General features: G+C 47.1%; 20 protein-coding genes. 16 read left to right on the top strand and 4 right to left on the bottom strand.

Annotated features, from left to right (window positions below):
• Positions 1 to 225 precede the first annotated feature (225 nt).
• Entirely contained in the window at positions 226 to 1329 is a 1104-nt protein-coding gene (locus KNQ15_RS02380; RefSeq protein WP_149427715.1) for a M24 family metallopeptidase, read from the bottom strand.
• A 155-nt stretch (positions 1330 to 1484) separates the two neighbouring features.
• Between KNQ15_RS02380 and KNQ15_RS02375 the strand changes: the two genes are divergently transcribed.
• Positions 1485 to 2795, top strand: a complete 1311-nt coding sequence (locus tag KNQ15_RS02375) for a DRTGG domain-containing protein (protein WP_023469046.1) — start codon at positions 1485 to 1487, stop codon at positions 2793 to 2795.
• Between the two features lie 51 nt (positions 2796 to 2846).
• Here the strand turns inward: KNQ15_RS02375 and KNQ15_RS02370 are convergent, their stop codons facing one another.
• Positions 2847 to 3155, bottom strand: coding sequence for a YtpI family protein (locus KNQ15_RS02370; protein ID WP_023469045.1), 309 nt, complete (start codon positions 3153 to 3155; stop codon positions 2847 to 2849).
• Between the two features lie 63 nt (positions 3156 to 3218).
• On the opposite strand from KNQ15_RS02370, the gene KNQ15_RS02365 reads away from it, so the two are divergent.
• The gene (locus tag KNQ15_RS02365; RefSeq protein ID WP_035396547.1) at positions 3219 to 4154 is read left to right on the top strand and encodes a DHH family phosphoesterase; all 936 of its coding nucleotides are present in this window, start codon (positions 3219 to 3221) and stop codon (positions 4152 to 4154) included.
• A 65-nt stretch (positions 4155 to 4219) separates the two neighbouring features.
• Here KNQ15_RS02365 and KNQ15_RS02360 read toward each other — a convergent pair whose 3' ends face one another.
• Positions 4220 to 4414, bottom strand: a complete 195-nt coding sequence (locus KNQ15_RS02360; protein WP_023469043.1) for a YtzJ family protein — start codon at positions 4412 to 4414, stop codon at positions 4220 to 4222.
• A 146-nt stretch (positions 4415 to 4560) separates the two neighbouring features.
• Here KNQ15_RS02360 and dnaE point away from each other — a divergent pair, with 146 nt between their 5' ends.
• The 11 genes from dnaE (at position 4561) to KNQ15_RS02305 (ending at position 18837) form a co-directional block, all read left to right on the top strand.
• Complete coding sequence (dnaE, locus tag KNQ15_RS02355) at positions 4561 to 7722, top strand: DNA polymerase III subunit alpha (RefSeq protein ID WP_214727541.1); 3162 nt, start codon at positions 4561 to 4563, stop codon at positions 7720 to 7722.
• Positions 7723 to 7824: 102 nt separating this feature from the next.
• Positions 7825 to 8343, top strand: coding sequence for a FadR/GntR family transcriptional regulator (locus tag KNQ15_RS02350; RefSeq protein WP_050677654.1), 519 nt, complete (start codon positions 7825 to 7827; stop codon positions 8341 to 8343).
• A gap of 21 nt (positions 8344 to 8364) precedes the next feature.
• Positions 8365 to 9225, top strand: coding sequence for an acetyl-CoA carboxylase, carboxyltransferase subunit beta (gene accD / locus KNQ15_RS02345; protein ID WP_023469040.1), 861 nt, complete (start codon positions 8365 to 8367; stop codon positions 9223 to 9225).
• Entirely contained in the window at positions 9212 to 10147 is a 936-nt protein-coding gene (accA, locus tag KNQ15_RS02340) for an acetyl-CoA carboxylase carboxyl transferase subunit alpha (protein WP_023469039.1), read from the top strand. The genes accD and accA overlap by 14 nt, the downstream gene beginning before the upstream one ends.
• A gap of 147 nt (positions 10148 to 10294) precedes the next feature.
• On the top strand, positions 10295 to 11263 hold the full coding sequence (gene pfkA, locus KNQ15_RS02335) for a 6-phosphofructokinase (protein WP_029342336.1): 969 nt from the start codon (positions 10295 to 10297) through the stop codon (positions 11261 to 11263).
• 65 nt (positions 11264 to 11328) lie between these two features.
• Positions 11329 to 13077, top strand: coding sequence for a pyruvate kinase (pyk, locus tag KNQ15_RS02330; RefSeq protein ID WP_023469037.1), 1749 nt, complete (start codon positions 11329 to 11331; stop codon positions 13075 to 13077).
• Between the two features lie 59 nt (positions 13078 to 13136).
• Positions 13137 to 13607 (top strand): DUF441 domain-containing protein, encoded by a 471-nt coding sequence (locus tag KNQ15_RS02325; RefSeq protein WP_023469036.1) that lies wholly within the window; start codon positions 13137 to 13139, stop codon positions 13605 to 13607.
• A gap of 218 nt (positions 13608 to 13825) precedes the next feature.
• Positions 13826 to 14938, top strand: a complete 1113-nt coding sequence (gene citZ / locus KNQ15_RS02320) for a citrate synthase (RefSeq protein ID WP_053454034.1) — start codon at positions 13826 to 13828, stop codon at positions 14936 to 14938.
• Between the two features lie 71 nt (positions 14939 to 15009).
• The gene (icd, locus tag KNQ15_RS02315; RefSeq protein ID WP_149427711.1) at positions 15010 to 16284 is read left to right on the top strand and encodes an NADP-dependent isocitrate dehydrogenase; all 1275 of its coding nucleotides are present in this window, start codon (positions 15010 to 15012) and stop codon (positions 16282 to 16284) included.
• 22 nt (positions 16285 to 16306) lie between these two features.
• Entirely contained in the window at positions 16307 to 17245 is a 939-nt protein-coding gene (gene mdh, locus KNQ15_RS02310) for a malate dehydrogenase (RefSeq protein ID WP_214727539.1), read from the top strand.
• Positions 17246 to 17697: 452 nt separating this feature from the next.
• On the top strand, positions 17698 to 18837 hold the full coding sequence (locus KNQ15_RS02305) for a zinc-dependent alcohol dehydrogenase (protein ID WP_047393550.1): 1140 nt from the start codon (positions 17698 to 17700) through the stop codon (positions 18835 to 18837).
• 59 nt (positions 18838 to 18896) lie between these two features.
• On the opposite strand, the gene KNQ15_RS02300 is transcribed toward KNQ15_RS02305, so the two are convergent.
• Entirely contained in the window at positions 18897 to 19322 is a 426-nt protein-coding gene (locus tag KNQ15_RS02300) for a divergent PAP2 family protein (protein ID WP_047393552.1), read from the bottom strand.
• A gap of 211 nt (positions 19323 to 19533) precedes the next feature.
• On the opposite strand from KNQ15_RS02300, the gene KNQ15_RS02295 reads away from it, so the two are divergent.
• The 3 genes from KNQ15_RS02295 to polA all read left to right on the top strand — a co-directional run bounded on the left by KNQ15_RS02295 (position 19534) and on the right by polA (position 24793).
• Positions 19534 to 20253: a response regulator transcription factor gene (locus tag KNQ15_RS02295; protein WP_029342329.1), complete on the top strand. Its 720-nt coding sequence runs from the start codon at positions 19534 to 19536 to the stop codon at positions 20251 to 20253.
• Positions 20250 to 21983: a two-component system histidine kinase PnpS gene (pnpS, locus tag KNQ15_RS02290; protein WP_047393555.1), complete on the top strand. Its 1734-nt coding sequence runs from the start codon at positions 20250 to 20252 to the stop codon at positions 21981 to 21983. The genes KNQ15_RS02295 and pnpS overlap by 4 nt, the downstream gene beginning before the upstream one ends.
• Positions 21984 to 22195: 212 nt before the next feature.
• Positions 22196 to 24793 (top strand): DNA polymerase I, encoded by a 2598-nt coding sequence (gene polA / locus KNQ15_RS02285; protein ID WP_214727537.1) that lies wholly within the window; start codon positions 22196 to 22198, stop codon positions 24791 to 24793.
• Positions 24794 to 24804 lie beyond the last annotated feature (11 nt).

Here is a 24804-nt window from a genome sequence, read left to right as displayed (position 1 = left end):
ATGACGCGTCTTTTCACGCCCTTTCCTCAGGCGAGACACCAGCCAGTTTTCCTGCTTCATTTAAGCAGGAAAGCGGGTCTTGTTCGTCTCTGACAGCGCATAAATGCGCTTTTCCTGTAGGAGTGGCGTGTGACGCGTCATCTACGAGATAAGGGTGGCAGATTATCATTCTGCCACCCTTATTTTTTAGAGACTGACTGTTGAGTCAGCTTCATTTGTCTTGAGTTAAGATGACGGAATGGATTGAAGATGTTTTGGTGTGCGAGTTAACGCAACTGGACCTTCCGCAGTGAGATGAATATCATCTTCGATGCGGACGCCACCGACACCTGGAACATAAATGCCTGGTTCGAGTGTGTAGACGATACCAGCTTCAGCCGTCAGTAGATTGTTTGACGCGAGAGACGGGAATTCATGAACCTCGATTCCGAGTCCGTGACCGACACGGTGCGTGAAGTACTGTCCGTAGCCAGCGTTTGTAATAACGTCACGGGCTGCCTTATCTAATGAACCGAGTGTCGTGCCGATCTGACTCGCTTCTGTCGCGGCTTCAAGTGCTTGGCGAACCGTTTCATAGATCTTTTTCTGTTCTTCGTTCGCTTCGCCATAAATGAAGGTCCGTGTAATATCGGAACAGTAGCCTTTCCAAACGACGCCGAGATCGAATAAGACGAAATCGCCTTCTTGGATGACACGGTCGCCGGGTACACCGTGCGGATCAGCACTGTTTGCACCAAATAGGACAAGCGTATCAAATGACATCTCACGGACACCTTTTTTCTTCATTTCATATTCGATTTCTGCAATGACTTCGATTTCCGTGATCCCTGGGCGGATCGCTTGTTTACCGATTTCGATTGCTTCGTCCGCAAGTGCGGCTGCTTCTTGAAGAATAGCGATTTCTTCCGGTGTTTTCTTCAGACGAAGCGCTTGTAAAGACTCACCGATATCAAGAATGGCTGCGTTCTCGAGACGTGAGCTTAGTTCCTGATAGCGACTGAACGTCATGTGTTCCCCTTCGATACCGATTCGGTTATTCGAGTGCTCGAATGTCGCGAATAATTCTGCTAATCGATCAAACGGGTTTTCGTGATCCTCATACGTCACGACGTCTCCTTCCCAAGGACTCGCTGCAACGATACTTGCTTCGAGTGCCGGACAGAATAATACATGTTTGCCGGTTACATCGACGAGGACCGCCATGACACGTTCGTGGGGTTCAGCGTAGACTCCTGAGAAATAAAAGACATTTGCCTTCGAAGTGACGACGGCTAAGTCGATTCCTTGTTCTTTCAGGAATTCACTGATTTGGTTCGTACGTTCGCTCATATATGATTCCACCTCTCTACTCATTTTCTACATAAGTATATCATCGTCCGGTTCGAAAAACATTTATCGTAAATCAGACTAGTACACGTTTTCATCTTTAGAGTAGTACAGTATAATGACAGGAGAGTAGAAAAAAGGAAAAGAAGGGATACAGTATGCCTACGAAACACGAACAGATCATTCGACATATCGAAGATCTTGATGTCGGAACAAAGATTTCCGTCCGACAAATCGCGAAGGATTTGACCGTATCCGAGGGGACGGCTTATCGCGCCATCAAGGAAGCAGAAAATTTAGGGTTCGTCTCGACGATTGAGCGAGTCGGAACGATTCGGATTAAAAAGAAACAAAAAGAAAATATCGAGAAGCTGACATTCGCGGAAGTCGTGAACATCGTTGACGGTCAGGTGCTCGGTGGTCGAAATGGATTACACAAGACGCTGACGAAATTCGTCATTGGCGCAATGAAGCTCGAAGCCATGATGCGCTATATCGATGTCGATAGTCTCGTCATCATCGGAAACCGCGAAAAAGCACATGAACTCGTGCTTGAAGCAGGAGCTGCTGTATTGATTACCGGTGGCTTTGATACGACGGAGGATGCAAAACGATTAGCGGATGAGATGGAGTTGCCGATCATTTCGACGTCCTACGATACGTTCACGGTTGCGACCATGATCAACCGTGCGATTTATGATCGATTGATCAAAAAGGAGATTTTACTCGTTTCGGATATTTTAATTCCGTTGCATGATACGTTCTATTTACAGACGACGGATCCGATTTCACGCTGGCACGAGTTGAATGAGCAGACGAAACACAACCGTTATCCCGTCATCGATGAACAAATGAAGGTCGTCGGTGTCGTGACAGCGAAGGACATCATTGACCGTCCGCATGATTGGGCTGTTGAAAAAGTCATGACCCGTCACCCGATCACGGTCGGTATTCGAACGAGTGTCACAAATTCTGCGCATCAGATGGTCTGGGAAGGAATCGAGATGTTACCGGTCATCGACCAGTACGGTCGATTGCTCGGGATCATTAGCCGTCAAGACGTCCTCAAGGCACTGCAACTCGCGAATCGTCAGCCACAAGTCGGAGAGACGTTCGACGATCTAATTACAGGACAGATCAAGGCGGCAGAGGACGAACGGGGACCGTACTTATCGCTTGAGGTCTCGCCGCAAATGACGAACTTCATGGGGACTGCTTCGAGTGGGGTGTTGACGACGCTTCTAGTCGAAGGAGCGACGCGAATGTTGCGCCATATGAAAAAAGGTGACCTTGTCATCGAGAACGTCAGCATCTATTTCATTAAACCTGTTCAAATCGAGAGCACGGTAACGATCCGGGCGAATGTCTTTGACGTCGGTCGAAAATTCGGGAAAGTCGATGTCGAGATGTATCAAGGCACACAAATCGTTGCGAAGGCACTCGTGACATCCCAACTCATCGATCGTTAAATGAATCAAAAAGAACCGAAGTCAATGGACTTCGGTTCCTCTGAATCTAGCTCAGGATTGCTCCATCTCGCGGACGACATACGGATAAATCTTTTTGTAACGGATGAATCCGGCGATGAATGAAGCAACGCCGACGATGATTAAAATGGAACAAACGATTTTCCCGACGAGTGTCGTTAATCCGTTTCCGGAAACGAACTGGTTGACGGCGAATAGGATGACGAACAAGCTCAACCAAATGCTCGCTTGCGTATTGAACAAGTATTTTCGGTTCGTGCTTTTCGTATGGAACGCGCGGCGTTTTGCTAACAAATACCCACCAAGCGAGAAAACGATGAGGGCGATGAGGATGAATTGCATGTTAAAAGGACCTCCTTTTTGTCTTCATCTCATATCATATCAAGATTAGAGGAGCTGTGCACAGTGAAAGAGCAAATCAAACAAATGATTGAAGCGGCAGATACGATCATCATTCATCGTCATGAACGTCCAGATCCCGATGCACTCGGTAGTCAATTCGGTTTGCAATTGACGTTACAACATCAATTCCCTAGCAAAACGGTATTAACGGCCGGAGAGATGGCGACATCATTGTCATTCATGGGAGAGCTCGATCAAGTAGACGATGAATTATACAAAGAGGCGTTAGTCGTGATTCTGGATACAGCGAATCAAGCGCGGATTGACGGGAAGGTTGCGATGACAGGAAAAGACGTCATTAAAATCGACCATCATCCGGATGAAGATCCATACGCACCAGTGCAACTCGTCGATACGACGATGAGTTCGACATCGGAATTGCTCGTTCATTTATTGAACGAATGGGGATACGAGATTCCAACATCAGCTGCCATTCAATTCTACGCTGGGATCGTCGGTGACACAGGACGTTTCCAATTCCGTGGCACGACGAAACGAACATTTGAAGTCGCAGCGCAATTGATTGATGCAGGAATCGATACGGACTGGTTGTATCGCAATATGTACGAAACAGAACTTGCAGCGCTTCATTTACAAGGATATGTCCTTCAACATATTCAATTGACGGATCAAGGTGTCGGTTATGTCGTATTGACACAAGATACGTTGAAGCAGTTTGGGGCGACGGTTGAGCAAGCATCGTTGCTCGTCAATAGTTTTGCCGGTTTAAAAGGCATGAAGTGTTGGGCATTGTTCCTTGAAACGGACACGGAGGTTCGCGTCCGGATTCGTTCGAAGGGTCCCGTCATCAATGAAGTAGCAAAAGAATTCAATGGTGGTGGACATCCGATGGCGTCTGGTGCAACGATTGGACAGTTGAGTGAGGTCGAACGTGTCATCCGTCGTCTGGACGAGGTCGCTGCTAACTTCCAGTTTTAAATGGAAAAAGGCTGCTCGGTCTCACTCCTCTCATTGAGGAAGCGAAGCGAACAGCCTTTTTACGCTTATTGCGTTTTTGTTTCGTCTTGCGGAATGAACCAAACGCCACGATCTGTGTGATCTTCAATGACATTCAGTTGAAGTTCAGCGACAGATTTGCGAATCTTCTCAGCGATTTCTTCCGTTTCAGTAAAAGCGGTAACACCGAGCTTTAATTGTTCGACTTTTTCACGTGCGATTTGACTGCGATTCAAAATCATGAGAAACGCTCCTTCCGTACCCGTCATGATATTTCTATACTTATTGTATCGAATAATAAATCAGATGGCGAGTACTTGAGTCAGTTAGATATGAATGTTCTGAAAACTTTTAAAAACATCCATCAGAAGAGAAAGGAGAATGGAAGATGCATATAAATGTTCGAACGCAGTTTAGTCCATTGCAGAGTTTAGTTCGAATCGAGCCCTATCTCGATGAACTAGTCCGTCGACACATCGGACGAGCGGTCATCTGTGAAACGACATTGACAGGAGTTCCCGCATTCATCGATGCATGTCAGCGTCGAAATATGCAACCAATCGTCGGATGGGAGCAGCGAATCGAAGAAGAAGAATTTTGTATCTTATGGTTTGCTTTTTCTTCTGATGGACTGCGTCAACTGTATCGACTAGCCAGTCAACAAGGGGAGACTGAAGTTTCATCACTGATCGCGGTGCTCGTGCCACTGCGTCAAGCCTCTGAAGATGCGACGCGTCTACGTCGTTCCTTCGTTCAATGGATGGGACACGTTCAAGGAGCGCGTACATATATGGGCGTGACCTCTAGTCGCTCAACGGTCGAACGAGAGAGTCGTGCGCGTTACCGCGAAGTAGCAGCAGCGCTTGGTGTTGAGACCATCCCAGTCGATCCTGTTCGTTACATTCGTCGAGATGAAGCGCCAGCGTATCAAGCAATACGTGCGATTGGTGAGGCGACGACGTTCCAAGACCAAAAGACAGATCGTCTGATGCATTTAAAGACCCGGGAAGAGTTACTCGAAGACTTTACCGAGCGAGAAATTACGATGGCGGAGCAGTTTGCTACGACATCTGAACGCTTGGAATTACCGTTTCAACAACGTCCACTGCCACGTATCGCGGAAGACTCGAATGCGTTATTACGGAAACGTGCTGAGGAAGGGTTACTGGCACATGGTCATGAAAGTAACGAAGCGCGGGAACGTCTCGCTTATGAACTATCAGTCATCGATAAGACGGGATTTGCTGATTACTTCTTAATCGTTGAAGAACTCGTACGTAGTGCAAAAGCGAAAGGCATCTTCGTTGGACCTGGTCGAGGCTCAGCAGCTGGATCACTTGTCAGCTATGCGCTTGGGATCACGACGGTGGATCCATTGAAATATGGATTACTATTCGAACGATTCTTGAACCCCGAGCGGATTTCCATGCCGGATATCGATATCGATATCGAAGATGAACGACGCGAAGAAGTATTAGAGGATCTCGTGATGCGTTACGGAAAAGACCATGTTGCTCAAATCGGTACATTGTCGACGCTCGGTGCCAAAGCCGCTCTGCGAGACGTCGGACGGACGCTAGAGTTTTCGAAGGATGAGTTAGATGCTGCAGTCAAACAGCTTGGAAAATCAACGACGTTACAAGGGATCGAACAAAATAAGCAGACATATCGCTGGTTCTCTGGAAGCGAAAAGCGCCGGCAACTATTGCAACTGGCGCAAGCGGTCGAGGGTCTCCCGCGACAACGTTCGGTTCACGCGGCTGGTGTCGTCATTGGATCTGAACAGCTCGTCGAGACGACACCCGTTGAAACGGGACCAAATGAACGGTATGTGACGCAGTTTTTGATGCAGGCATTGGAACGTCAAGGATTGTTGAAAATTGACTTGTTAGGATTACGAAATCTCAGTCGTTTGCGTCGGATGGAAGAATTGATTCGACGAGAACAGCCATCCTTTACGCTCACGCAAATTCCGGAAGAAGACCGCGCGACATTCCAAGTCTTTGCCCGCGCCGAGACGGATGATATTTTCCAATTCGAGTCGACAGGTATGAAACAGACGTTACGCGAAGTCAAACCGAATCGGTTCGAAGATTTGGTGGCAACGATGTCACTCTATCGTCCGGGACCAATGAAATTCATTGATCTGTACGCGAAACGAAAAGCTGGTCAACCTTATCAGATGTTGCATCCCGTATTAGAAGACGTACTTGCACCAACGTATGGCATCATCGTCTATCAGGAACAAGTCATGGAAATCACCCGTCGAGTAGCTGGATTTACACTCGCGCAAGCAGATTTATTACGACGTGCGATTTCTAAAAAAAGTACGGATTCGCTCGAACAGGAACGGGTTCGTTTTCTCGAAGGAGCAAAATCGAATGGATTCGATGATGCGATCGCACAATCACTCTATGAACAAATTGAGCGATTCGCTGGGTATGGATTCAACCGAAGCCATGCGGTCGCCTATTCAAAGATTAGTTATGCCCTCGTGTACATCAAAGCGCATTTCCCGCACATTTTCTTGCTCGTCTCGGTCGAACAGCCGGAGCGTCTCGTCCGATTGATGCGCGAACGACGTCTCCCTGTCCTATCACCGGATGTCTGGATTTCCGATTATCGTTCTTCATTAGAAGGTAAAGGGATTCGACTCGGTATCCATGTGATTAAAGGTATTTCCGAGCGAGAGTTCGAGCGTGTAAAGGAAGCATCGAAGCACACTGCGACGATTGCTGATCTATTGACCCATGTTGGATGGGGCAAAAAGGAGCGCGCAAAAATTGAATTGTTACTATACAGTGGTGCGCTAGACCGAGCGACGCACGGCGATCGAGGACTCGCCGAACAACAGGTGCTCGAGTATTTCACCGAGTCATCGAATACATTACTTCCAGACGAGTTGGCAATTCTCGGGAAACGCCGGGCACAGAAGTCATCGAAACGAAGTGATTCCGACTGGGCGCGATTAGAACGGGAAGCGCTTGGATTCTGGTTGACGTATTCGCCGTTGACGACAGCAATGAAAGCTCCGGTTGAATCTGCTTATTTTCATGACCTTAGCGTCGGTTCGGAAACACATTATTTAGTCTGTTATATTGATCAGATTCGAGAGTTCAAGACGAAACGCGGTCAAACGATGGCGGTCATTCAGGCAGTCGACGGGTATTCGAATGAAGAGGTCGTCGTCTTCCCGAATCAATATGAACGATTCCGTCGATCACTTTATTTAGGGAACGTCTTATTGATTGAACTAAAGGTGCAGGATCGCGAAGGGGAGCGTCAGTTCATTTTGGAACGTCTCCGTCCGCTTGGACAAGATGTGCTATTCGTCAAGTTAACATCAAAAAATGAGCTGGCCGCACTCGAACAATTGCTTGAAGCGGCACCAGGCGATATTCCAGTCGTCGTCCGCTACGCGGATTCACGTGAGACGAAATCGTTACCGCCGCTTTATGCAGTGCAGCATGATGAGGAATTACTAGCTCGGCTACGTATTCGGTTTGGCGAGGATCATGTCGTCCTGAAAAATGTCCCCCGCTCAAACTAGTACTAGGTAATAAGATTTGTTATAATAAGGGGTAATTGGTCTGACCAATGCCGCCGATTGAAGCAACCGACTGAAGGGTCAGAAAGGTGGTGCCGTATCGATATGGAGAAGAAACGAAATGCGTTTGAAGCCAATATCGCGGCGATTAAATTGATGATCGAACAAGATGGATTAGTTCCAGGAGACCGTATTCCATCGGAACGGGAACTGGCAGAACGACTATCCATCAGTCGACCGTCCGTACGAGAAGCATTACGGACGCTCGCTTATTTAGGGATCGTCGAGACACGACATGGAGGCGGAAGCTTTCTATTGAACCGTGACGATCATACCTATATTCAAATCATCGCTCAATTCTTAGTGACTGGCGATTCGAAGTTCGAAGACTTGGCAGGAACGCTCCGCTTGCTTGAGCAAGCAGCGCTCGCGCAGCTGGATGACCTTTCGGTGCTTGCACCAGTCGTATCATCCGATGCAGCGTTTCGTGAGACGTTGATTCAGACGGTCGATAACGATTTGTTTGAACGAATCTGGCGACAAGTCAATGCCTTCCATAAAAGCTTCGGTCAAGGGGAACTCTATACGCAGGCGGAACGGGAACAACTCTTGAACCGCCCATAGGATGACAAGGGGGAACTGTACGTGCAAGCATTTTTTCGAAAACCTAAAAAGTTCGTCACGCTGACTTCGAAGGAGCAGCGTGTCGATGTGCCAGTAGGCCTAATGACGAAATGTCCGAAATGTAAATTAATCCAATATACGAAACAACTGGAGGCGAACTTACGTGTCTGTTCATGTGGGTATCATCACCCGTTGACCGCGCAAGAACGTTTTACGCAATTATTCGATGAAGGTTCGGTGACGTATTTCGACTTACCGGCAGTTCAAGCGGATCCGCTTGGATTCCAGGATTACCCGGAAAAATTAAAGGGCGACCAAGTCAGAACGGGTCTTGAGGAAGCGATCGTCTGTGGCGTCGGGAATGTGAATGGTCACCCACTCGTCGCTTGTGTCATGGATGCACGATTCCGGATGGGTTCGATGGGTGCAGCGGTTGGTGCTGCGATTTCTGAAGCGGTTCGTTACGCAACGAAACATCGTCTACCTGTCACGATTTTCTCCGCTTCAGGTGGAGCACGGATGCAAGAGGGAATGGTTAGTCTCATGCAGATGGCGAAATCGAGTCTCTTCTTAAAACAGCATTCAGATGCTGGATTACTTTATATTTCTTGTATGACTCATCCGACGACCGGCGGGGTATCAGCAAGTTTTGCGATGCTCGGTGACTTTAACATCGCTGAACCGGGGGCGTTGATCGGGTTTGCAGGTCGACGGATCATCGAACAGACGATACGTGAAAAACTACCGGAAGATTTCCAAACAGCAGAATTCTTATTACAAGCAGGTCAACTGGACGATGTCGTATCACGACATGATCTGAAAACGTACTATACGCGAATCTTAAAGCTACATGCGGAGGGAACGAACCATGCAACCATTTGACCAACCAGTCATCGCGTTACGCGAAAAAATTCTTGAGCTCCATGATATGGCGGAAACACAAGGACTAGACTTCAAGGAAGAACTCCAACTTCTTGAAGAACGCCTTCATCGGTTAGAACTCGATATTTACGGGAATATGAAAGCGTGGAATCGTGTTCAATTGGCACGTCATCCAGAACGTCCAACGACACTCGATTACATTGAATCCATTTGTGAAGATTTTATCGAACTGCATGGCGATCGTCATGGATATGATGATGCGGCAATCGTCGGTGGAATCGGAACACTGAATGGTCGTCCGGTGACGATCATCGGTCATCAACGCGGAAAAGATACAAAAGAAAACATTCGTCGTAATTTCGGGATGCCACATCCGGAAGGGTATCGAAAAGCACTACGTCTCATGCAACAAGCAGAGAAATTCAATCGACCGATCATTACGTTCATCGACACAAAAGGGGCTTACCCAGGACGTGCAGCAGAAGAACGTGGTCAGAGTGAGGCCATCGCGAAAAACCTGTTTGAGATGGCTGGTATGACGGTTCCAATCATCTCAATCGTCATCGGTGAAGGTGGATCAGGTGGTGCTTTAGGAATCGGAGTGTGTGATCAACTCTTGATGCTCGAGAATTCAACGTATTCGGTCATTTCTCCCGAAGGTGCTGCAGCATTGTTATGGAAAGATGCAAGTCTTGCGGAGAAAGCGGCAGAATCGATGAAGATCACAGCACCTGATTTATTACGACTCGGGATCGCGGATGCCATCATTCCAGAAGTCGTCGGAGGGGCGCATCTCGATGTGTCATTACAGGCGGATAAATTAAAAACTGTATTGGTACAGAAGCTCGAATCATTGGTTCACCTGACCAAGGAAGAGCTCATTGATCAGCGGACCGAAAAATATCACCAAATTGGCACATAAGCACCATGTAATCGCTATCATGATTGATATTCCTCATTTCCGGAATCGGTAATGAAAAAACAAGTGAAAGTTTATGCAATCTGCCCTGTTGTAAAACAAGAAAACAACGTGCTATTTTAGATTCAGATTAATGGAGAGGTGATTAACGTGAGTTTAAAACGGATTGCTGTCTTAACGAGTGGCGGCGATGCACCAGGTATGAATGCCGCGGTGCGTGCTGTCACGCGTAAAGCGATTTTTCATGGCTTAGAAGTATTTGGTGTCTATAACGGTTATCAAGGATTAATCAACGGGGACATCGTCCAGTTGAACCTTGGGTCAGTCGGTGACATCATTCAACGAGGTGGAACGTTCCTACGTTCAGCACGTTGCCCTGAGTTCCGTACAGAAGAAGGACGAGCAAAAGCGGTTGTCAATCTTAAGAAATTTGAAATTGATGCACTCGTCGTCGTAGGCGGAGACGGGTCGTATCGTGGTGCCCAAAAATTGACGGGACTTGGCTTCCCGACAATTGGACTTCCAGGTACGATCGATAACGATATTCCTGGAACGGACTATACGATCGGTTTTGATACAGCGCTCAACACGGCGCTTGAAGCGATCGATAAAATCCGTGATACGGCATCGTCGCATGAGCGGACGTATGTCATTGAAGTCATGGGACGCGATGCGGGTGATATCGCATTATATGCAGGACTTGCTGGTGGAGCAGAATCGATTCTTGTTCCCGAGCGTCCTGAAGATTTAAAAGAAGTCCTCGATCGCATTCAAAGTGGTGTCAATCGCGGTAAGAAACACTCAATCGTCATCGTCGCTGAAGGTGCAGGCCGTGCCCAGGACGTGGGAGACGCGATCGCAAAAGAAACAGGTCTCGATACACGCGTCACGGTTCTTGGTCACGTTCAACGTGGTGGAGCACCAACGGCAGCGGACCGTGTACTTGCAAGTCGGATGGGAGCGCATGCCATCGAAATCCTACTTCAAGGAAAACAAGGACGTGTCGTAGGTGTACGTGGTGGTAAGATGATCGATCTCGATATCGATGAGGCACTCGACGAAAATAAACATGAGCTGGATCTTGATATTCTCGAGCTTTCAAAACAGCTTTCGATTTAACGAACGTCGATAGGATTGGAATGGACAAGAGAACTTGGCCAAACACCGTAGGAGGTTTATGGAATATGCGTAGAACTAAAATTGTATGTACGATTGGACCGGCGTCAGAAAAACGTCTTCCAGAAATGATTGAAGCAGGTATGAACGTCGCTCGTTTGAATTTCTCACACGGCGATTATGAAGAACACGGCGCACGTATCACGGATATCCGCCGCGCAGCGAAAGAAGCAAACAAAATTGTTACGATTCTTCTTGATACGAAAGGACCAGAAATCCGGACACATTCGTTTGAAGAAGGAAAAGCGCTTCTCGAACGTGGTCAAGAAGTCATCATCGTTAGCGGAGACGCAAACGAAATCGTCGGAACGAAAGATAAATTCTCAGTCACGTATGAAGGACTCTATGATGACGTCGAAGTTGGTTCGATGATCATGCTTGATGACGGTCTCATCGGTCTTCGTGTCACTGAAAAACTTCCGAACCGTGAGCTTCGTTGTTCAATCGAAAACGAAGGTGTCATCAAGACGAAAAAAGGCGTTAACTTGCCAAACGTAAAGGTTAACCTTCCTGCTTTGACAGAAAAAGATATTGCGGATATCGAGTTCGGTATCAAGAGCGATATCGATTTGATCGCGGCATCTTTCGTACGCCGTGCGTCAGACGTCGTTGCGATTCGTCAATTGCTTGAGAAAAACAACGCGAGCCACATCAAAATCTTCCCAAAAATCGAGAACCAAGAAGGTGTCGATAACATCGAAGAAATCCTTGCGATTTCGGACGGTTTGATGGTAGCGCGTGGTGACCTCGGTATCGAGATTCCAACGGAAGAAGTCACACCAACTCAAAAAGACTTAATCAAGCTTTGTAACGACTTCGGTAAACCAGTCATTACAGCAACACAAATGCTTGACTCGATGCAACGTTTCCCACGTCCAACACGTGCTGAAGCATCAGACGTCGCGAACGCGATTCTTGATGGTACGGATGCAATCATGCTTTCAGGTGAGACAGCAGCAGGGGACTACCCAATCGAATCTGTCCAAATGATGCACTCGATCGCAAAACGTACAGAAAAAATGCTCGACTACAAGCTCTTGTTGAAAGATCGTCAGACACGTAGTGAGCACACAGTGACGGATGCAATCGCTCAAGCGGTTACGCACACTGCAATCAACTTGGACGCAAAAGCAATCTTGACACCGACACAATCAGGTTACACGGCTGCACGTATCTCGAAATACCGTCCAGAGCCAAACATCGTCGCTGTTACACCAAGCGCACGTGTCGCACGTCAGTTGAACATCGTATGGGGCGTGTACCCAATCGTCGTTGATCATCTTTCAGACAACACGGATGACATGTTGACACTTGCTGCGGACACAGCAAAAGACGCTGGTTTCGTCACAGATGGTGATCTCGTCGTCATCTCAGCAGGTATCCCTGCTTTGACTGCTGGTACAACGAACATGTTGAAAATCCACATCGTCGGTAAAGAGATCGCAAACGGTCGTGGAATCGGTGAGCGTGGAGTCGTTGGCGAAGTCGTCATCGCAAACAACGCAGAAGAAGCAAACGCGAAAGCGAAGCCAGGCATGATCCTCGTTACGAACTCAACTGATCGTGACATGATGCCTGCAATCGAGATGGCTGCAGCGATGATCACAGTTGATGGCGGATTGACAAGCCATGCTGGAATCGTTGGACCATCACTCGGTAAACCAGTCATCGTTGGTGTCGAAGATGCATTGACAGTCTTCAAAGACGGTCAAATGATCTCAATCGATCCATTGACAGGTAAACTATATAACGCATAATCCATTCATGACGGACGTGACTTAGGTCATGTCCGTCTTTTTTTGTATGAGGAGGACGTATGGAAGCTTATCTTTTTTTGATTGCCCTCGTCTTCATCGGGGTCATCGCACAAAATAAATCATTAATCATTGCTGCAGCCTTCCTGCTGATCATCAAGGCAATCGGGCTGGATGGTAGACTGTTTCCTTCCTTGCAGGCAAAAGGAATCACGTGGGGCGTCACATTGATCACGGCAGCGATCCTCGTACCGATTGCAGCAGGGGATATCGGATTTAAGGAGTTGCTCCAAAGTATTCGGGGACATATCGGCATCATCTCATTTTTATCAGGAATTTTTGTTGCAATCGTCGCGGCACACGGTGTTGGACTAATGAAAGAAGATCCACTCGTGACGACAGCCTTGCTAGCTGGAACGATTCTTGCAGTAGGACTTTTCCGTGGGGTACCGGTCGGACCATTGATTGGTGCTGGAATCGCGGCGCTCGTCATCGGAATGTGGGATGTCATCGCAAAAGCGTTCACAGGATGAGCTGAATCAGCAAAGTAACTGAATTAATTTTTTGATAATAGTATGCAAGTTCATTCACTTTTTGGGTATTTTTGTTTATACTAAGAACAGAAACAAGATGGTCTATTCAAGAGTACAGCGCTACAAGCATGGGGAACGACTCTTGAGTGGACGTCTTTTTTTCAATACGGAAATGAAAGCGTTTTAATTTTCTGGGGAAAAAAAGGGGGATTATTGTCATGACGCAAACTAAAGGTTTAGAAGGAATCGTCGCGACTTCATCGAAAATCAGTTCGATCATCGATGGTCAGTTGACGTATGGCGGTTATACGATTGATGATTTGGCGGAGCACGCCTCATTTGAGGAAGTCGTCTTCTTGTTGTGGAACGACCGTCTACCAAAAGAAGAGGAATTGAAGCAACTATCGGAAGCACTTATTTCCGAAGCAACGGTTGCGACTGCCGTTCTTGAAACGATGAAGGCAGCACCGAAGTCGGCGAATGCGATGGCGACGATTCGAACAGCGCTCTCTCAACTCGCGCTTTACGATGAGACATCGGAAGATATGTCGACTGAGGCGAATTACGCTAAAGCCATCAAATTACAGGCACAAATCGCAACACTCGTCACAGCTTACGCTCGTATCAAAAAAGGACAAGAGCCGATCGCACCTAAAACAGGTCTTTCATACGCAGGAAATTTCTTGTTCATGTTGACGGGTGAAGAGCCAACGGAAGTTGCAGAAAAAGCCTTTAACCAAGCGCTCGTTCTTCACGCTGACCACGAGTTGAACGCTTCGACGTTCACAGCACGCGTGTGTGTCGCGACACTCTCTGACGTCTACTCAGGTGTGACGGCAGCGATGGGCGCATTAAAAGGACCACTTCACGGTGGCGCGAACGAAGCCGTCATGAAGATGTTGTTAGAAATTGATTCGGTTGAAAAGGTTGACGAGTATGTTCATAATAAACTTGAGAACAAGCAAAAAATCATGGGCTTCGGTCACCGTGTCTACAAGGACGGCGACCCACGTGCGAAGCACCTTCAAGAAATGAGTCGTCAGCTGACTGCTCAAATCGGGGAGCCGAAATGGTATGAGATGTCAGTTAAGATTGACGAAATCGTCCAATCGGAAAAAGGATTGAAACCAAATGTTGATTTCTATTCCGCTTCTACGTACCATGCACTTGGACTTGATACAGAACTATTCACTCCAATCTTTGCAGTAAGTCGGATGTCAGGTTGGTTGGCGCACATTTTAGAGCAGTATAGCGATAACCGTCTGATTCGCCCGCGTGCAGACTACACGGGTGAAACGCACCGGACATACGTGTCCATCGAAGAACGTTAAAAGGACGGGGAGGAGCAATCCTCTCCTGATTTTTGATGTAGATTACAATTACTTAAGGGGGATTTTTAGACATGGCTACACTTCAAGGCGAAAACATCACAGTAACTAACGGTACACTTCAAGTTCCAAACGCTCCAATCATTCCGTTCATCATTGGTGACGGAACAGGACCTGACATCTGGAACGCAGCTGTACGTGTGTTTGATGCAGCAGTTGAAAAAGCATACAACGGTGAGAAGAAAATCGAATGGAAAGAAGTCTACGCTGGTGAAAAAGCATTCAACAAAACAGGCAACTGGTTACCAGAAGAGACACTCGATCTCATCCGTGAGCACATCATCGCAATCAAAGGACCACTGACGACACCAGTTGGCGGCGGAATCCGTTCGTTGAACGTTGCTCTACGTCAAGAGCTTGATTTGTACACATGTCTTCGTCCAGTTCGTTACTTCACAGGTGTTCCTTCACCGGTTAAACGCCCAGAAGATACAGACATGGTCATCTTCCGTGAAAATACTGAAGACATCTACGCAGGAATCGAATACGCAGAAGGCAGCGAAGGCGCTGCAAAACTGCTCCAGTTCCTTCAAAACGAAATGGGTGTCAATAAAATCCGCTTCCCTGAGACATCTGGTCTTGGAATCAAACCGATTTCAAAAGAGGGAACAGAACGCCTTGTTCGTGCAGCAATCGAATATGCACTCGAAAACAAACGTGCTTCATTGACGCTCGTTCATAAAGGAAACATCATGAAGTTCACTGAGGGTGCTTTCAAAAACTGGGGCTATGAACTTGCTGAGCGTGAATACGCAGAGCACGTCTTCACTTGGAACCAGTACGATCGCATCAAGGAAGAAGAAGGAACAGATGCTGCGAATAAAGCACAAGCAGACGCAGAAGCTGCTGGTAAGTTGATCGTGAAAGACTCAATCGCTGATATCTTCTTACAACAAATCTTGACTCGTCCAAAAGAGTTCGATGTCGTTGCGACAATGAACTTGAACGGTGACTACATCTCGGATGCACTTGCAGCACAAGTCGGTGGTATTGGAATCGCACCTGGAGCAAACATCAACTACATGACAGGTCATGCGATCTTTGAAGCTACTCACGGTACAGCACCGAAATACGCTGGACTTGATAAAGTCAACCCATCGTCTGTCATCTTGTCAGGCGAAATGATGTTCCGTCACCTCGGCTGGAACGAAGCGGCAGATCTCATCATCAAATCGATGGAAACATCGATTGAATCGAAAGTCGTCACATACGACTTCGCACGTCTCATGGATGGTGCGACTGAAGTGAAGTGTTCTGAATTCGCGGACGAACTCATCAAAAACATGTAATCCGATCAGGAGGAATGAGTCGATGAACAGACGGAAGAAGATCGCAGTCATAGGAAGTGGCTTTACGGGCGCAACGACAGCACTCTATCTTGCTCAGCGAGAGCTAGGAGATGTCGTCCTCGTCGACCGACCCGAGCAAGAGAATCCGACGAAAGGAAAGGCGCTCGATATGCAAGAGGCAGCGCCGATCCTCGGGTTTGATGCTTCAGTAAAAGGGACATCGAACTATGCCGACATCAACGGTGCGGATATCGTCGTCATCACTGCCGGTATCGCTCGGAAGCCGGGTATGAGCCGCGAGGACCTCGTGAGTACGAATGCTGCCGTCATGACAGCTGTGACGAAGGAAATCGTTGCGCATGCACCGGAATCGATCATCATCGTTTTGACGAATCCGGTCGATGCGATGACGTATACGGTCTATCAAGCATCTGGTTTTCCGAAAGAGCGTGTCATCGGTCAATCCGGTGTCCTCGACACAGCACGCTTCCGGACATTCTTAGCAGAGGAACTGAACGTTTCTGTAAAGGATGTATCGGGATTCGTACTCGGCGGACACGGGGATGACATGGTGCCACTACTGCGCTATTCGCAGGCGGGAGGCATTCCAATCGAGAAACTGATATCCAAGGAGCGGTTAGATGCGATCGTTGACCGAACACGTAAAGGCGGCGGTGAAATCGTTCAGTTACTCGGAAACGGCTCTGCTTATTATGCACCTGCAGCGGCAATCGCTGAGATGGTCGAAGCGATCTTGAAGGACCAGCGACGTATTCTTCCGGCAATCGCTTACCTCGAAGGTGAATACGGATATGACGATATGTATTTCGGCGTACCTGTCATTCTCGGCGGAAACGGTGTCGAGCATATCTATGAACTCGAACTGACGACTGAGGAGCAAGAGGCTTTGAATCGCTCTGCATCTACTGTCCGCTCTGTACTCGACTTATTAAAATCCTGAATTTAAAAAAGACGAACTTGTCACTTTCGACAAGTTCGTCTTTTTTGTCTCGTCATAACCGATGAGGAGAAGCATAGTGCGATAACTTAGCATACCAAGGACAGACTAGTATAAGAAGGAACGTTAGCCAAGGAACCAAATAACCAATCCGGAGGAAGTGACCTTGATGCTCCATATGTAGGTGCTGCGGATTCTGACAGTGTGGACAAGTTACATGGGCAGACCAGATTAATCGATAGATTGTTCGAGCAGACCAATTTTGACGACAAACAGTACAGCGTGCCACGCGAGTGCCTCCTTTCATTCCTGTGCTAATTGTGTAGAATGTCTTATTTCATAGCATAGGATACATGTAGGAGAAAAGTTCCAATTTTAATAAACATGTAGAGAGAATGCTAATATTAGGGTAAGGACAAAGGTACGTCATTCTATTCCACTAAGGGGGATTTTACATGCGCGCCGTAACGTACCAAGGAACAAAAGATGTCCAAGTCAAGCAAGTAAAGGATCCATCGATTGAAAAAAACGATGACATCATCGTAAAAATCACATCGACTGCCATTTGTGGTTCGGATCTACACATCTATCAGGGGAATATGCCGGCTCACAAAGACTATGTCATTGGTCATGAACCGATGGGCATCGTTGAAGAAGTGGGACCAGGTGTGACGAAAGTCAAACGAGGAGACCGCGTCGTGTTACCGTTTAACGTTGCTTGTGGTCACTGTTTCTTTTGTGAACATGACATGGAGAGCCAATGTGATAACTCGAACGGAAATCCCCATGTCGATACAGGTGGGTACTTCGGTTTTACAGAAGAGTTTGGTGGACATCCCGGTGGTCAGGCGGAATATTTAAAAGTTCCGTTCGGAAATTTCATGCCACTTGTGATTCCTGAATCGTGTGAACTGGAAGATGAGGCATTATTGTTCTTATCTGACGTTTTACCTACGGCGTATTGGAGCGTCTTGCATGCGGGTGTGAAAAAAGGAGATACGGTCGTCGTACTCGGATCAGGACCAGTTGGACTAATGACACAAAAATTTGCATGGATGCAAGGGGCAAAGCGAGTCATTGCGGTGGATGATCAAGTGTATCGATTAAATCATGCCAAAGTCACGAATAAAGTCGAGACAGTGAATTTCTCAGATCACGCAGAAAGTGGTGCGTATATTAAAGAGCTGACACAGGGTGGGGCAGACGTCGTCATTGATTGTGTCGGTTTTGATGGGAAGATGTCCCCTGTAGAAAAAATTGAACAAAAGATTGGTCTGCAAGGTGGAACGTTGAGTGCCATTGATATTGCAAAGGATGCTGTCCGGAAATTTGGTACTGTACAGTTGACGGGCGTCTATGCTAAGAAATATAATCAGTTCCCGCTTGGCGATTTCTTTACCCGAAATATTACGCTGAAAATGGGACAAGCACCAGTCGTCCATTTAATGCCGGAACTGTTCCAGAAAATCATCAACAAGGAATTTGATCCAACAGATATCGTAACGCACCAAGTCGCACTAGATGATGCTGCGTCTGCCTATCAGACATTTAATGATCGGACAGATGGATGTATCAAGGTCGTCTTGAAACCATAAGCTATCTCATACTCAAACAGCCCATCCGATTTTTGGATGGGCTGTTGTACATCATAGGATTAAAAAAAGAAGACGGGCCATAGAAGACCGACGGCTAGTCCGAGCAGGAGACCAACGAACACTTGAAACTCGGTATGACCAACGAGCTCATTCAGGAGAGGAGTCTCATGGCGAATCCCTTTGAAATAATCATTGAGTAGTTTTGCCTGAACACCGACAGCTTGCCGGACACCTGTCGCATCATACATGATGATCGTCGCAAAGATGACGGCCAGTGCGAAAATCGATGATGAGAACCCCTCCTGAAAACCGATGACAACGGCTAGAGCGACGACAGTCGAACTATGTGAACTAGGCATACCACCAGAAGCAAACATGATTTCCAGGTCGAACTTTCGTGTCCGTACCAAACTTGTGACAAGCTTCGCTGCTTGAGCGATAAACCATGCCGTAATGGCTGCAAAAAGGGGATGATTCCATTCCATACATTCTACCTCCTACAATTAACGATATGTATTGATTCCCCGTTTTATTAGCTTTTACACGAACGATCTAGTTGGATTCGGCATCTCCTTTAAAGATTATGTAAAGAAACAGCAGAAAGATTTGTGATTTTCCTGTGAAAGTCGGTAAGATGAAGACAGACGAAGCGGATTCCACGGAATTCCTCATTCGAAAGAACGAAACTTGAGGGGGATGCAAGGTTTGAAAGATAAAATTATCGTGGTAGATGATGAATTGTCGATCGCAACACTATTGAAGTTTAATCTAGAACAAGCTGGTTTCGTCGTCGAAACGGCACATGATGGGATGTCAGGTTTAAAATTAGCGGAGAAGCAAGATGCCGCATTGATTGTACTAGATCTCATGTTGCCGGAACTCGATGGTCTGGAAGTATGTAAACGGCTACGCCAACAGAAAATCAATACGCCGATCTTGATGTTGACAGCAAAGGATGATGAGTTCGATAAAGTCCTTGGTCTTGAACTCGGTGCGGACGATTATCTGACAAAACCATTTAGCCCACGTGAAGTCGTCGCCCGTGTGAAAGCAATTTTACGACGAATGAGTCATCAGACAACACCTTCGGAAGAAGTGACGGATGGGACGATTCTGATTGGTGATGTCAAAATCGTTCCAGATAACTATGAAGCTTTCAAAGCAGAAGAGCGTCTTGAACTAACACCTAAAGAATTCGAACTGCTCGTATACCTTGCTAAAAATAAGGGACGTGTCCTGACACGAGATCAACTGTTATCCGCAATCTGGAACTATGATTTCGTCGGCGATACACGAATCGTGGATGTGCATATTAGTCATGTCCGTGAAAAAATCGAGCCGAATACGAAAAAACCGATTTACATCAAAACAATTCGTGGTCTCGGGTATAAGATGGAGGAGCCGAAATCGGAATGAGTAAGTATCGCAAGCGATTTATCTTTAAAATGTTTTCGTTCATCAGTCTCGTGCTGATTGCACTCGGTTTCTTACTTGGACAATCCTTCAAGGAGTTCTATGTCCAAAATGAAAAAGAAAAATTGATGGATGAGACTTCTCTTGTTGAGACGATCTTACAAGGGCGCGATGTTTCTGAAATGGCCCAGTACGTGAATCAATTGTACGCTGAATCGAACTTCGACATGATTTTATTTAATGGTCGGGGTGAGATCATTGCCGGTACACCGGTTGATGTCACGAAACTGAAAGTCGCGACCCTCAATTTTTCAGCGATTCCTGATGAGGGAACGTTTGAATCGAAAACAGATGATAGTGTCGTTCAATTCACGAAGCCTGTTCCGACAGCGGACGGTGGTGAGGTGTATGTCAGTTTTATTCGTTATGCAAAAGACTTGAACGTCATTTATTCACGGATTTGGACGGTCATCATCCTTTCTCTCGTTGCGTCGTTATTGGTTATCTTCTTGACGATTTATCGTTCGACAAAACGATTCCTGCGACCGATCGCGGAGGCAACCGATGTCTTGCACGAACTATCACATGGAAATTACAAGTCCCGTGTCTATGAGTTATCGGCACCTGACGAATCACGCGATTTAGGGCGCTCCATCAATCTATTAGCGCGCAATCTCGAGAACGCATCGTCTGGTGAAGCGATGCAACGGGCACGTCTCGAATCCTTGATCGAGTACATGGGAGCTGGTCTCATGCTGATTGATGAGAAGGGCTACGTCCTACTCGTCAACCGAACGTACCGAGAAATGTTCAATATTCATGAACCGTCTAGCGGGAAGCTGTACTATCGTGTACTTCCAAACGAAAAGATGAGCCAGGTGATTGAAGATGTCTATCTGACGGAAAAACCGAACCGGAAACAATCGAGTGTCCGATTCGGCATCAACAGTCGGACGTTCATGGTCAGTGCTGCTCCGATTTTCGATAAGAATGGTCGAGTGCAGGGAACGACCGTCGTCTTTAACGACATCACGGAAATCAAAAAGCTGGAACAGATGCGTAAAGATTTCGTTGCGAATGTCAGCCACGAATTAAAGACACCATTGACGTCCATTAAAGGATTTGCGGAAACGTTACTCGATGGTGCACAAGATGTTCCGGAAATCCGAGAGCAGTTCTTACGGATCATCCACGATGAATCGGAACGGATGCAAACATTGGTGGAAGACTTGCTCGAGCTTTCTCGTTTAGAACAAGATAACTATCAGCTCGAGACCGCAATCGTTGATGTGACGAGTCTCGTTCGGGAAACTGCAGCACTCCTGCACCGACGAGCAACAGAACAAGAGATGACGATTCATATCGAAACGGAAGAAGAAGTCTTCATTCGGGCAGATCTGAATCGATTAAAACAGGTCGTCGTCAACTTGGTTGCGAATGCGCTGAATTATACGCCGAACGGTGGCAACGTCTGGATTCAGCTTGAGGATGGAGAAGAGTCTGTCCAGCTCATCATCAAAGATGACGGAATTGGCATTCATCCGAAAGAAACCCAACGGATCTTCGAACGTTTCTATCGCGTCGATAAGGCACGAAGCCGTAATTCCGGGGGAACGGGTCTCGGACTAGCCATCGTCAAACATATCGTCGACCTACACCACGGTGAAATCGAAGTCGCTTCAGAAGAACAGAAAGGAACGACATTTACGATTCGTTTACCAAAACATGGCTGAATTTCACAGTGGATTCACATTTCCTTAATAGACGTATCTTATGATGAAAGTACCTTCTTCATCATCTGTATGGCGACTGGATCAGCTCCCATGTCGTCATGCCCTTGGCGGTTGACTCTCCGTGAGTCAATCGTCTTTTTTTGGTCATTTTTAGCGAACAAATGTGTGTAGAGTGATACAATAGGAACAGAAAATCGATTAAAGGGGCGTAGATGATGGAAAATAAATTGCTATTGATTGATGGGAACTCGTTGACCTATCGGGCGTTTTTCGCCTTACCACCAATGACGGATGCACAGGGACGAAATACGAATGCAGCATATGGTTTTACGATGATGTTATTGAAGTTGCTCGAGGAAGAACAACCGACCCATATGCTCGTTGCCTTTGATGCTTCGAGTGAAACGTTCCGTCACGATGTCTATCAGGAGTATAAAGGAAGTCGCGAAAAGACACCGTCCGAACTACGTGAACAATTCCCGATCGTCCGGGACATCTGCGAAGCGCTCGGTATTCAAATGATGGAACTTCATCGCTATGAGGCGGATGATTTGATCGGTACGCTCGCACGAACGATGCCGACGGATCGGACGCGGATCGTCACAGGAGATAAAGATTTACTTCAACTTGTCACGGATAAGGTCGAAGTCTTGATCACGAAGCGGGGGATCACGGACGTCCAGTGCATGACTGAGGAACTGTTCGCTGAGACGTACGGTGGTCTTAAACCGATTCAAATGATTGATCTGAAAGGATTAATGGGGGATAAGTCGGATAATATTCCAGGGATTCCTGGGATTGGTGAAAAGACGGCGGTTAAACTGATTTCGGCATATGGTTCTGTCGAAGGACTGTATGAGCACGTCGAGGACTTAAAAGGGAAGCAGAAGGAAAAAGTCATCGCGAACGAAGAGCTAGCGCGACTATCGAAAGAACTCGCGACAATTAAAGTTGATGTTCCGCTCGAGACGACGCTAGATGATTTGCAAATTCGCGACATTGATACCCAGGTTCCTTATTCGTTGTTCCAGTCGCTCGGCTTCAAGTCGTTGACGAATCGATTCGCCCCTGTCGTCAAAGAAGAGGATAAAGAGCAGTTGAACGTCGTGACGATTACGTCACTTCCTGAAAGTGTCACAGATGCCGTATTGGTTGCAGAACAGCTGCGAGAGAATTACATGGAAGAAGACATCATCGGGTTTGCGATCGCGACACCTGACACGATCTATGTTGCTGCTCCAACGCTCGTCGAGGATCCGGCATTCCGCCAATGGATCGAGTCGGAACATCGGAAGATTTGTCTCGATGCCAAACAAGTCGCATTCGCGTTGCGTAAGCATGGCTTAACCTTAAACGGTTATGAGGATCTGTTATTAGCTGGCTACTTATTGAACTTAAGTGGCGGCACGACGCTCGCTTCAATTGCTGGTCATTATGCATTGATGGCACCGAACGAAGAAGCAGTCCTCGGTAAGGGCGCTAAACGTCTAGCCCCAGCGGATGACATATTACACCCTTATCTTGCAGAGAAGGCGCGGATGATCGAGCTATTGTTCCCGAAAGTTCGGGAAGAGTTGAAGGCGAATCAACAATATGAGCTGTATGAAACACTGGAGCGTCCATTGTCAGGTGTTCTCGCTGAGATGGAGTGGACCGGGATTCGTGTCGACGTCGCGACGCTCCAATCGATGCAAGCGGACCTTGCCGGGCGTCTTACAGAACTTGAGACGTTGGTTTTTGAAGCGGCAGGTGAGTCGTTCAATATCAATTCACCGAAACAACTTGGTGTGATTCTGTTTGAAAAACTCGAACTACCCGCCTTCAAGAAAACAAAGACCGGCTATTCGACTGCCGCAGACGTTCTTGAAAAACTACGCCCATTGCATCCGGTCATCGATCACATCATGTTATACCGGGAGCTTCAAAAATTACAGTCGACGTATGTCGAAGGCTTACAAAAAGTCATCAAGGAAGACGGAAAGATCCATACCCGTTTTGCTCAGACGATTGCCCAGACAGGTCGTTTAAGTTCGGTCAATCCGAACCTTCAGAATATCCCGATTCGGATCGAAGAAGGACGGAAGATTCGAAAAGCCTTCGTTCCGAGTGAGGCAGGCTGGTCACTGTATGCTGCCGATTATTCACAAATCGAACTACGTGTCATGGCCGATATGTCGCAGGATCAGACGCTTGTCGATGCATTCTTACATGATGAGGATATCCATACTCAAACCGCAAGTAGTGTCTTTGGTGTTGAACCGGAGGATGTCACAGGAAACATGCGGCGTCAGGCGAAAGCCGTCAACTTCGGCATCATTTATGGCATCAGCGATTATGGACTGTCACAAAACTTGAACATCACGCGGAAGGAAGCACAATCGTTCATCGATCGTTATTTCGAGCTGTTCCCGCAAATCAAACAGTTCATGGATACGGCGATCGAGACGGCACGAGCGAATGGATTCGTCGAAACGTTGATGAACCGGCGCCGCAACATCCCGGATATCAATTCGAAAAACTTCAATTTACGTGGTTTTGCGGAACGTACGGCAATCAATACGCCGATTCAAGGTTCGGCTGCGGATATCATTAAAAAAGCGATGCTTGATGTGCATGCTGCCTTACAAGCATCAGATCTAAAAGCACGTTTGTTACTACAAGTACACGATGAATTGATTTTTGAAGCACCGGACGAAGAACTTGAAGCCTTACAAGCGCTTGTCAAACAAGCGATGGAGCAGACCGTCGAACTATCCGTACCGTTACGCGTCGATGGGGGCGCAGGACATACGTGGTACGAAACGAAGTAAGCAAGGAGGAA

Source organism: Exiguobacterium sp. s168 (assembly GCF_018619035.1).
Taxonomy (GTDB): domain Bacteria; phylum Bacillota; class Bacilli; order Exiguobacteriales; family Exiguobacteriaceae; genus Exiguobacterium_A; species Exiguobacterium_A acetylicum.
The sequence above is the reverse complement of the archived record's forward strand: the minus strand, read 5'-3'. Positions and strand labels throughout refer to the sequence as shown.

Excerpts from the sequence above, each read along its gene's own strand:
- KNQ15_RS02350 (WP_050677654.1), top strand. The coding sequence starts at position 7,825 with ATGGAGAAGAAACGAAATGCGTTTGAAGCCAATATCGCGGCGATTAAA.
- KNQ15_RS02300 (WP_047393552.1), bottom strand. The coding sequence starts at position 19,322 with ATGGAATGGAATCATCCCCTTTTTGCAGCCATTACGGCATGGTTTATC.
- pnpS (WP_047393555.1), top strand. The coding sequence starts at position 20,250 with ATGAGTAAGTATCGCAAGCGATTTATCTTTAAAATGTTTTCGTTCATC.
- KNQ15_RS02370 (WP_023469045.1), bottom strand. The coding sequence starts at position 3,155 with ATGCAATTCATCCTCATCGCCCTCATCGTTTTCTCGCTTGGTGGGTAT.
- pyk (WP_023469037.1), top strand. The coding sequence starts at position 11,329 with ATGCGTAGAACTAAAATTGTATGTACGATTGGACCGGCGTCAGAAAAA.
- KNQ15_RS02295 (WP_029342329.1), top strand. The coding sequence starts at position 19,534 with ATGCAAGGTTTGAAAGATAAAATTATCGTGGTAGATGATGAATTGTCG.
- accA (WP_023469039.1), top strand. The coding sequence starts at position 9,212 with ATGCAACCATTTGACCAACCAGTCATCGCGTTACGCGAAAAAATTCTT.
- KNQ15_RS02325 (WP_023469036.1), top strand. The coding sequence starts at position 13,137 with ATGGAAGCTTATCTTTTTTTGATTGCCCTCGTCTTCATCGGGGTCATC.
- polA (WP_214727537.1), top strand. The coding sequence starts at position 22,196 with ATGATGGAAAATAAATTGCTATTGATTGATGGGAACTCGTTGACCTAT.
- KNQ15_RS02375 (WP_023469046.1), top strand. The coding sequence starts at position 1,485 with ATGCCTACGAAACACGAACAGATCATTCGACATATCGAAGATCTTGAT.
- KNQ15_RS02380 (WP_149427715.1), bottom strand. The coding sequence starts at position 1,329 with ATGAGCGAACGTACGAACCAAATCAGTGAATTCCTGAAAGAACAAGGA.
- dnaE (WP_214727541.1), top strand. The coding sequence starts at position 4,561 with ATGCATATAAATGTTCGAACGCAGTTTAGTCCATTGCAGAGTTTAGTT.
- KNQ15_RS02305 (WP_047393550.1), top strand. The coding sequence starts at position 17,698 with ATGCGCGCCGTAACGTACCAAGGAACAAAAGATGTCCAAGTCAAGCAA.
- mdh (WP_214727539.1), top strand. The coding sequence starts at position 16,307 with ATGAACAGACGGAAGAAGATCGCAGTCATAGGAAGTGGCTTTACGGGC.
- icd (WP_149427711.1), top strand. The coding sequence starts at position 15,010 with ATGGCTACACTTCAAGGCGAAAACATCACAGTAACTAACGGTACACTT.
- KNQ15_RS02360 (WP_023469043.1), bottom strand. The coding sequence starts at position 4,414 with ATGATTTTGAATCGCAGTCAAATCGCACGTGAAAAAGTCGAACAATTA.
- citZ (WP_053454034.1), top strand. The coding sequence starts at position 13,826 with ATGACGCAAACTAAAGGTTTAGAAGGAATCGTCGCGACTTCATCGAAA.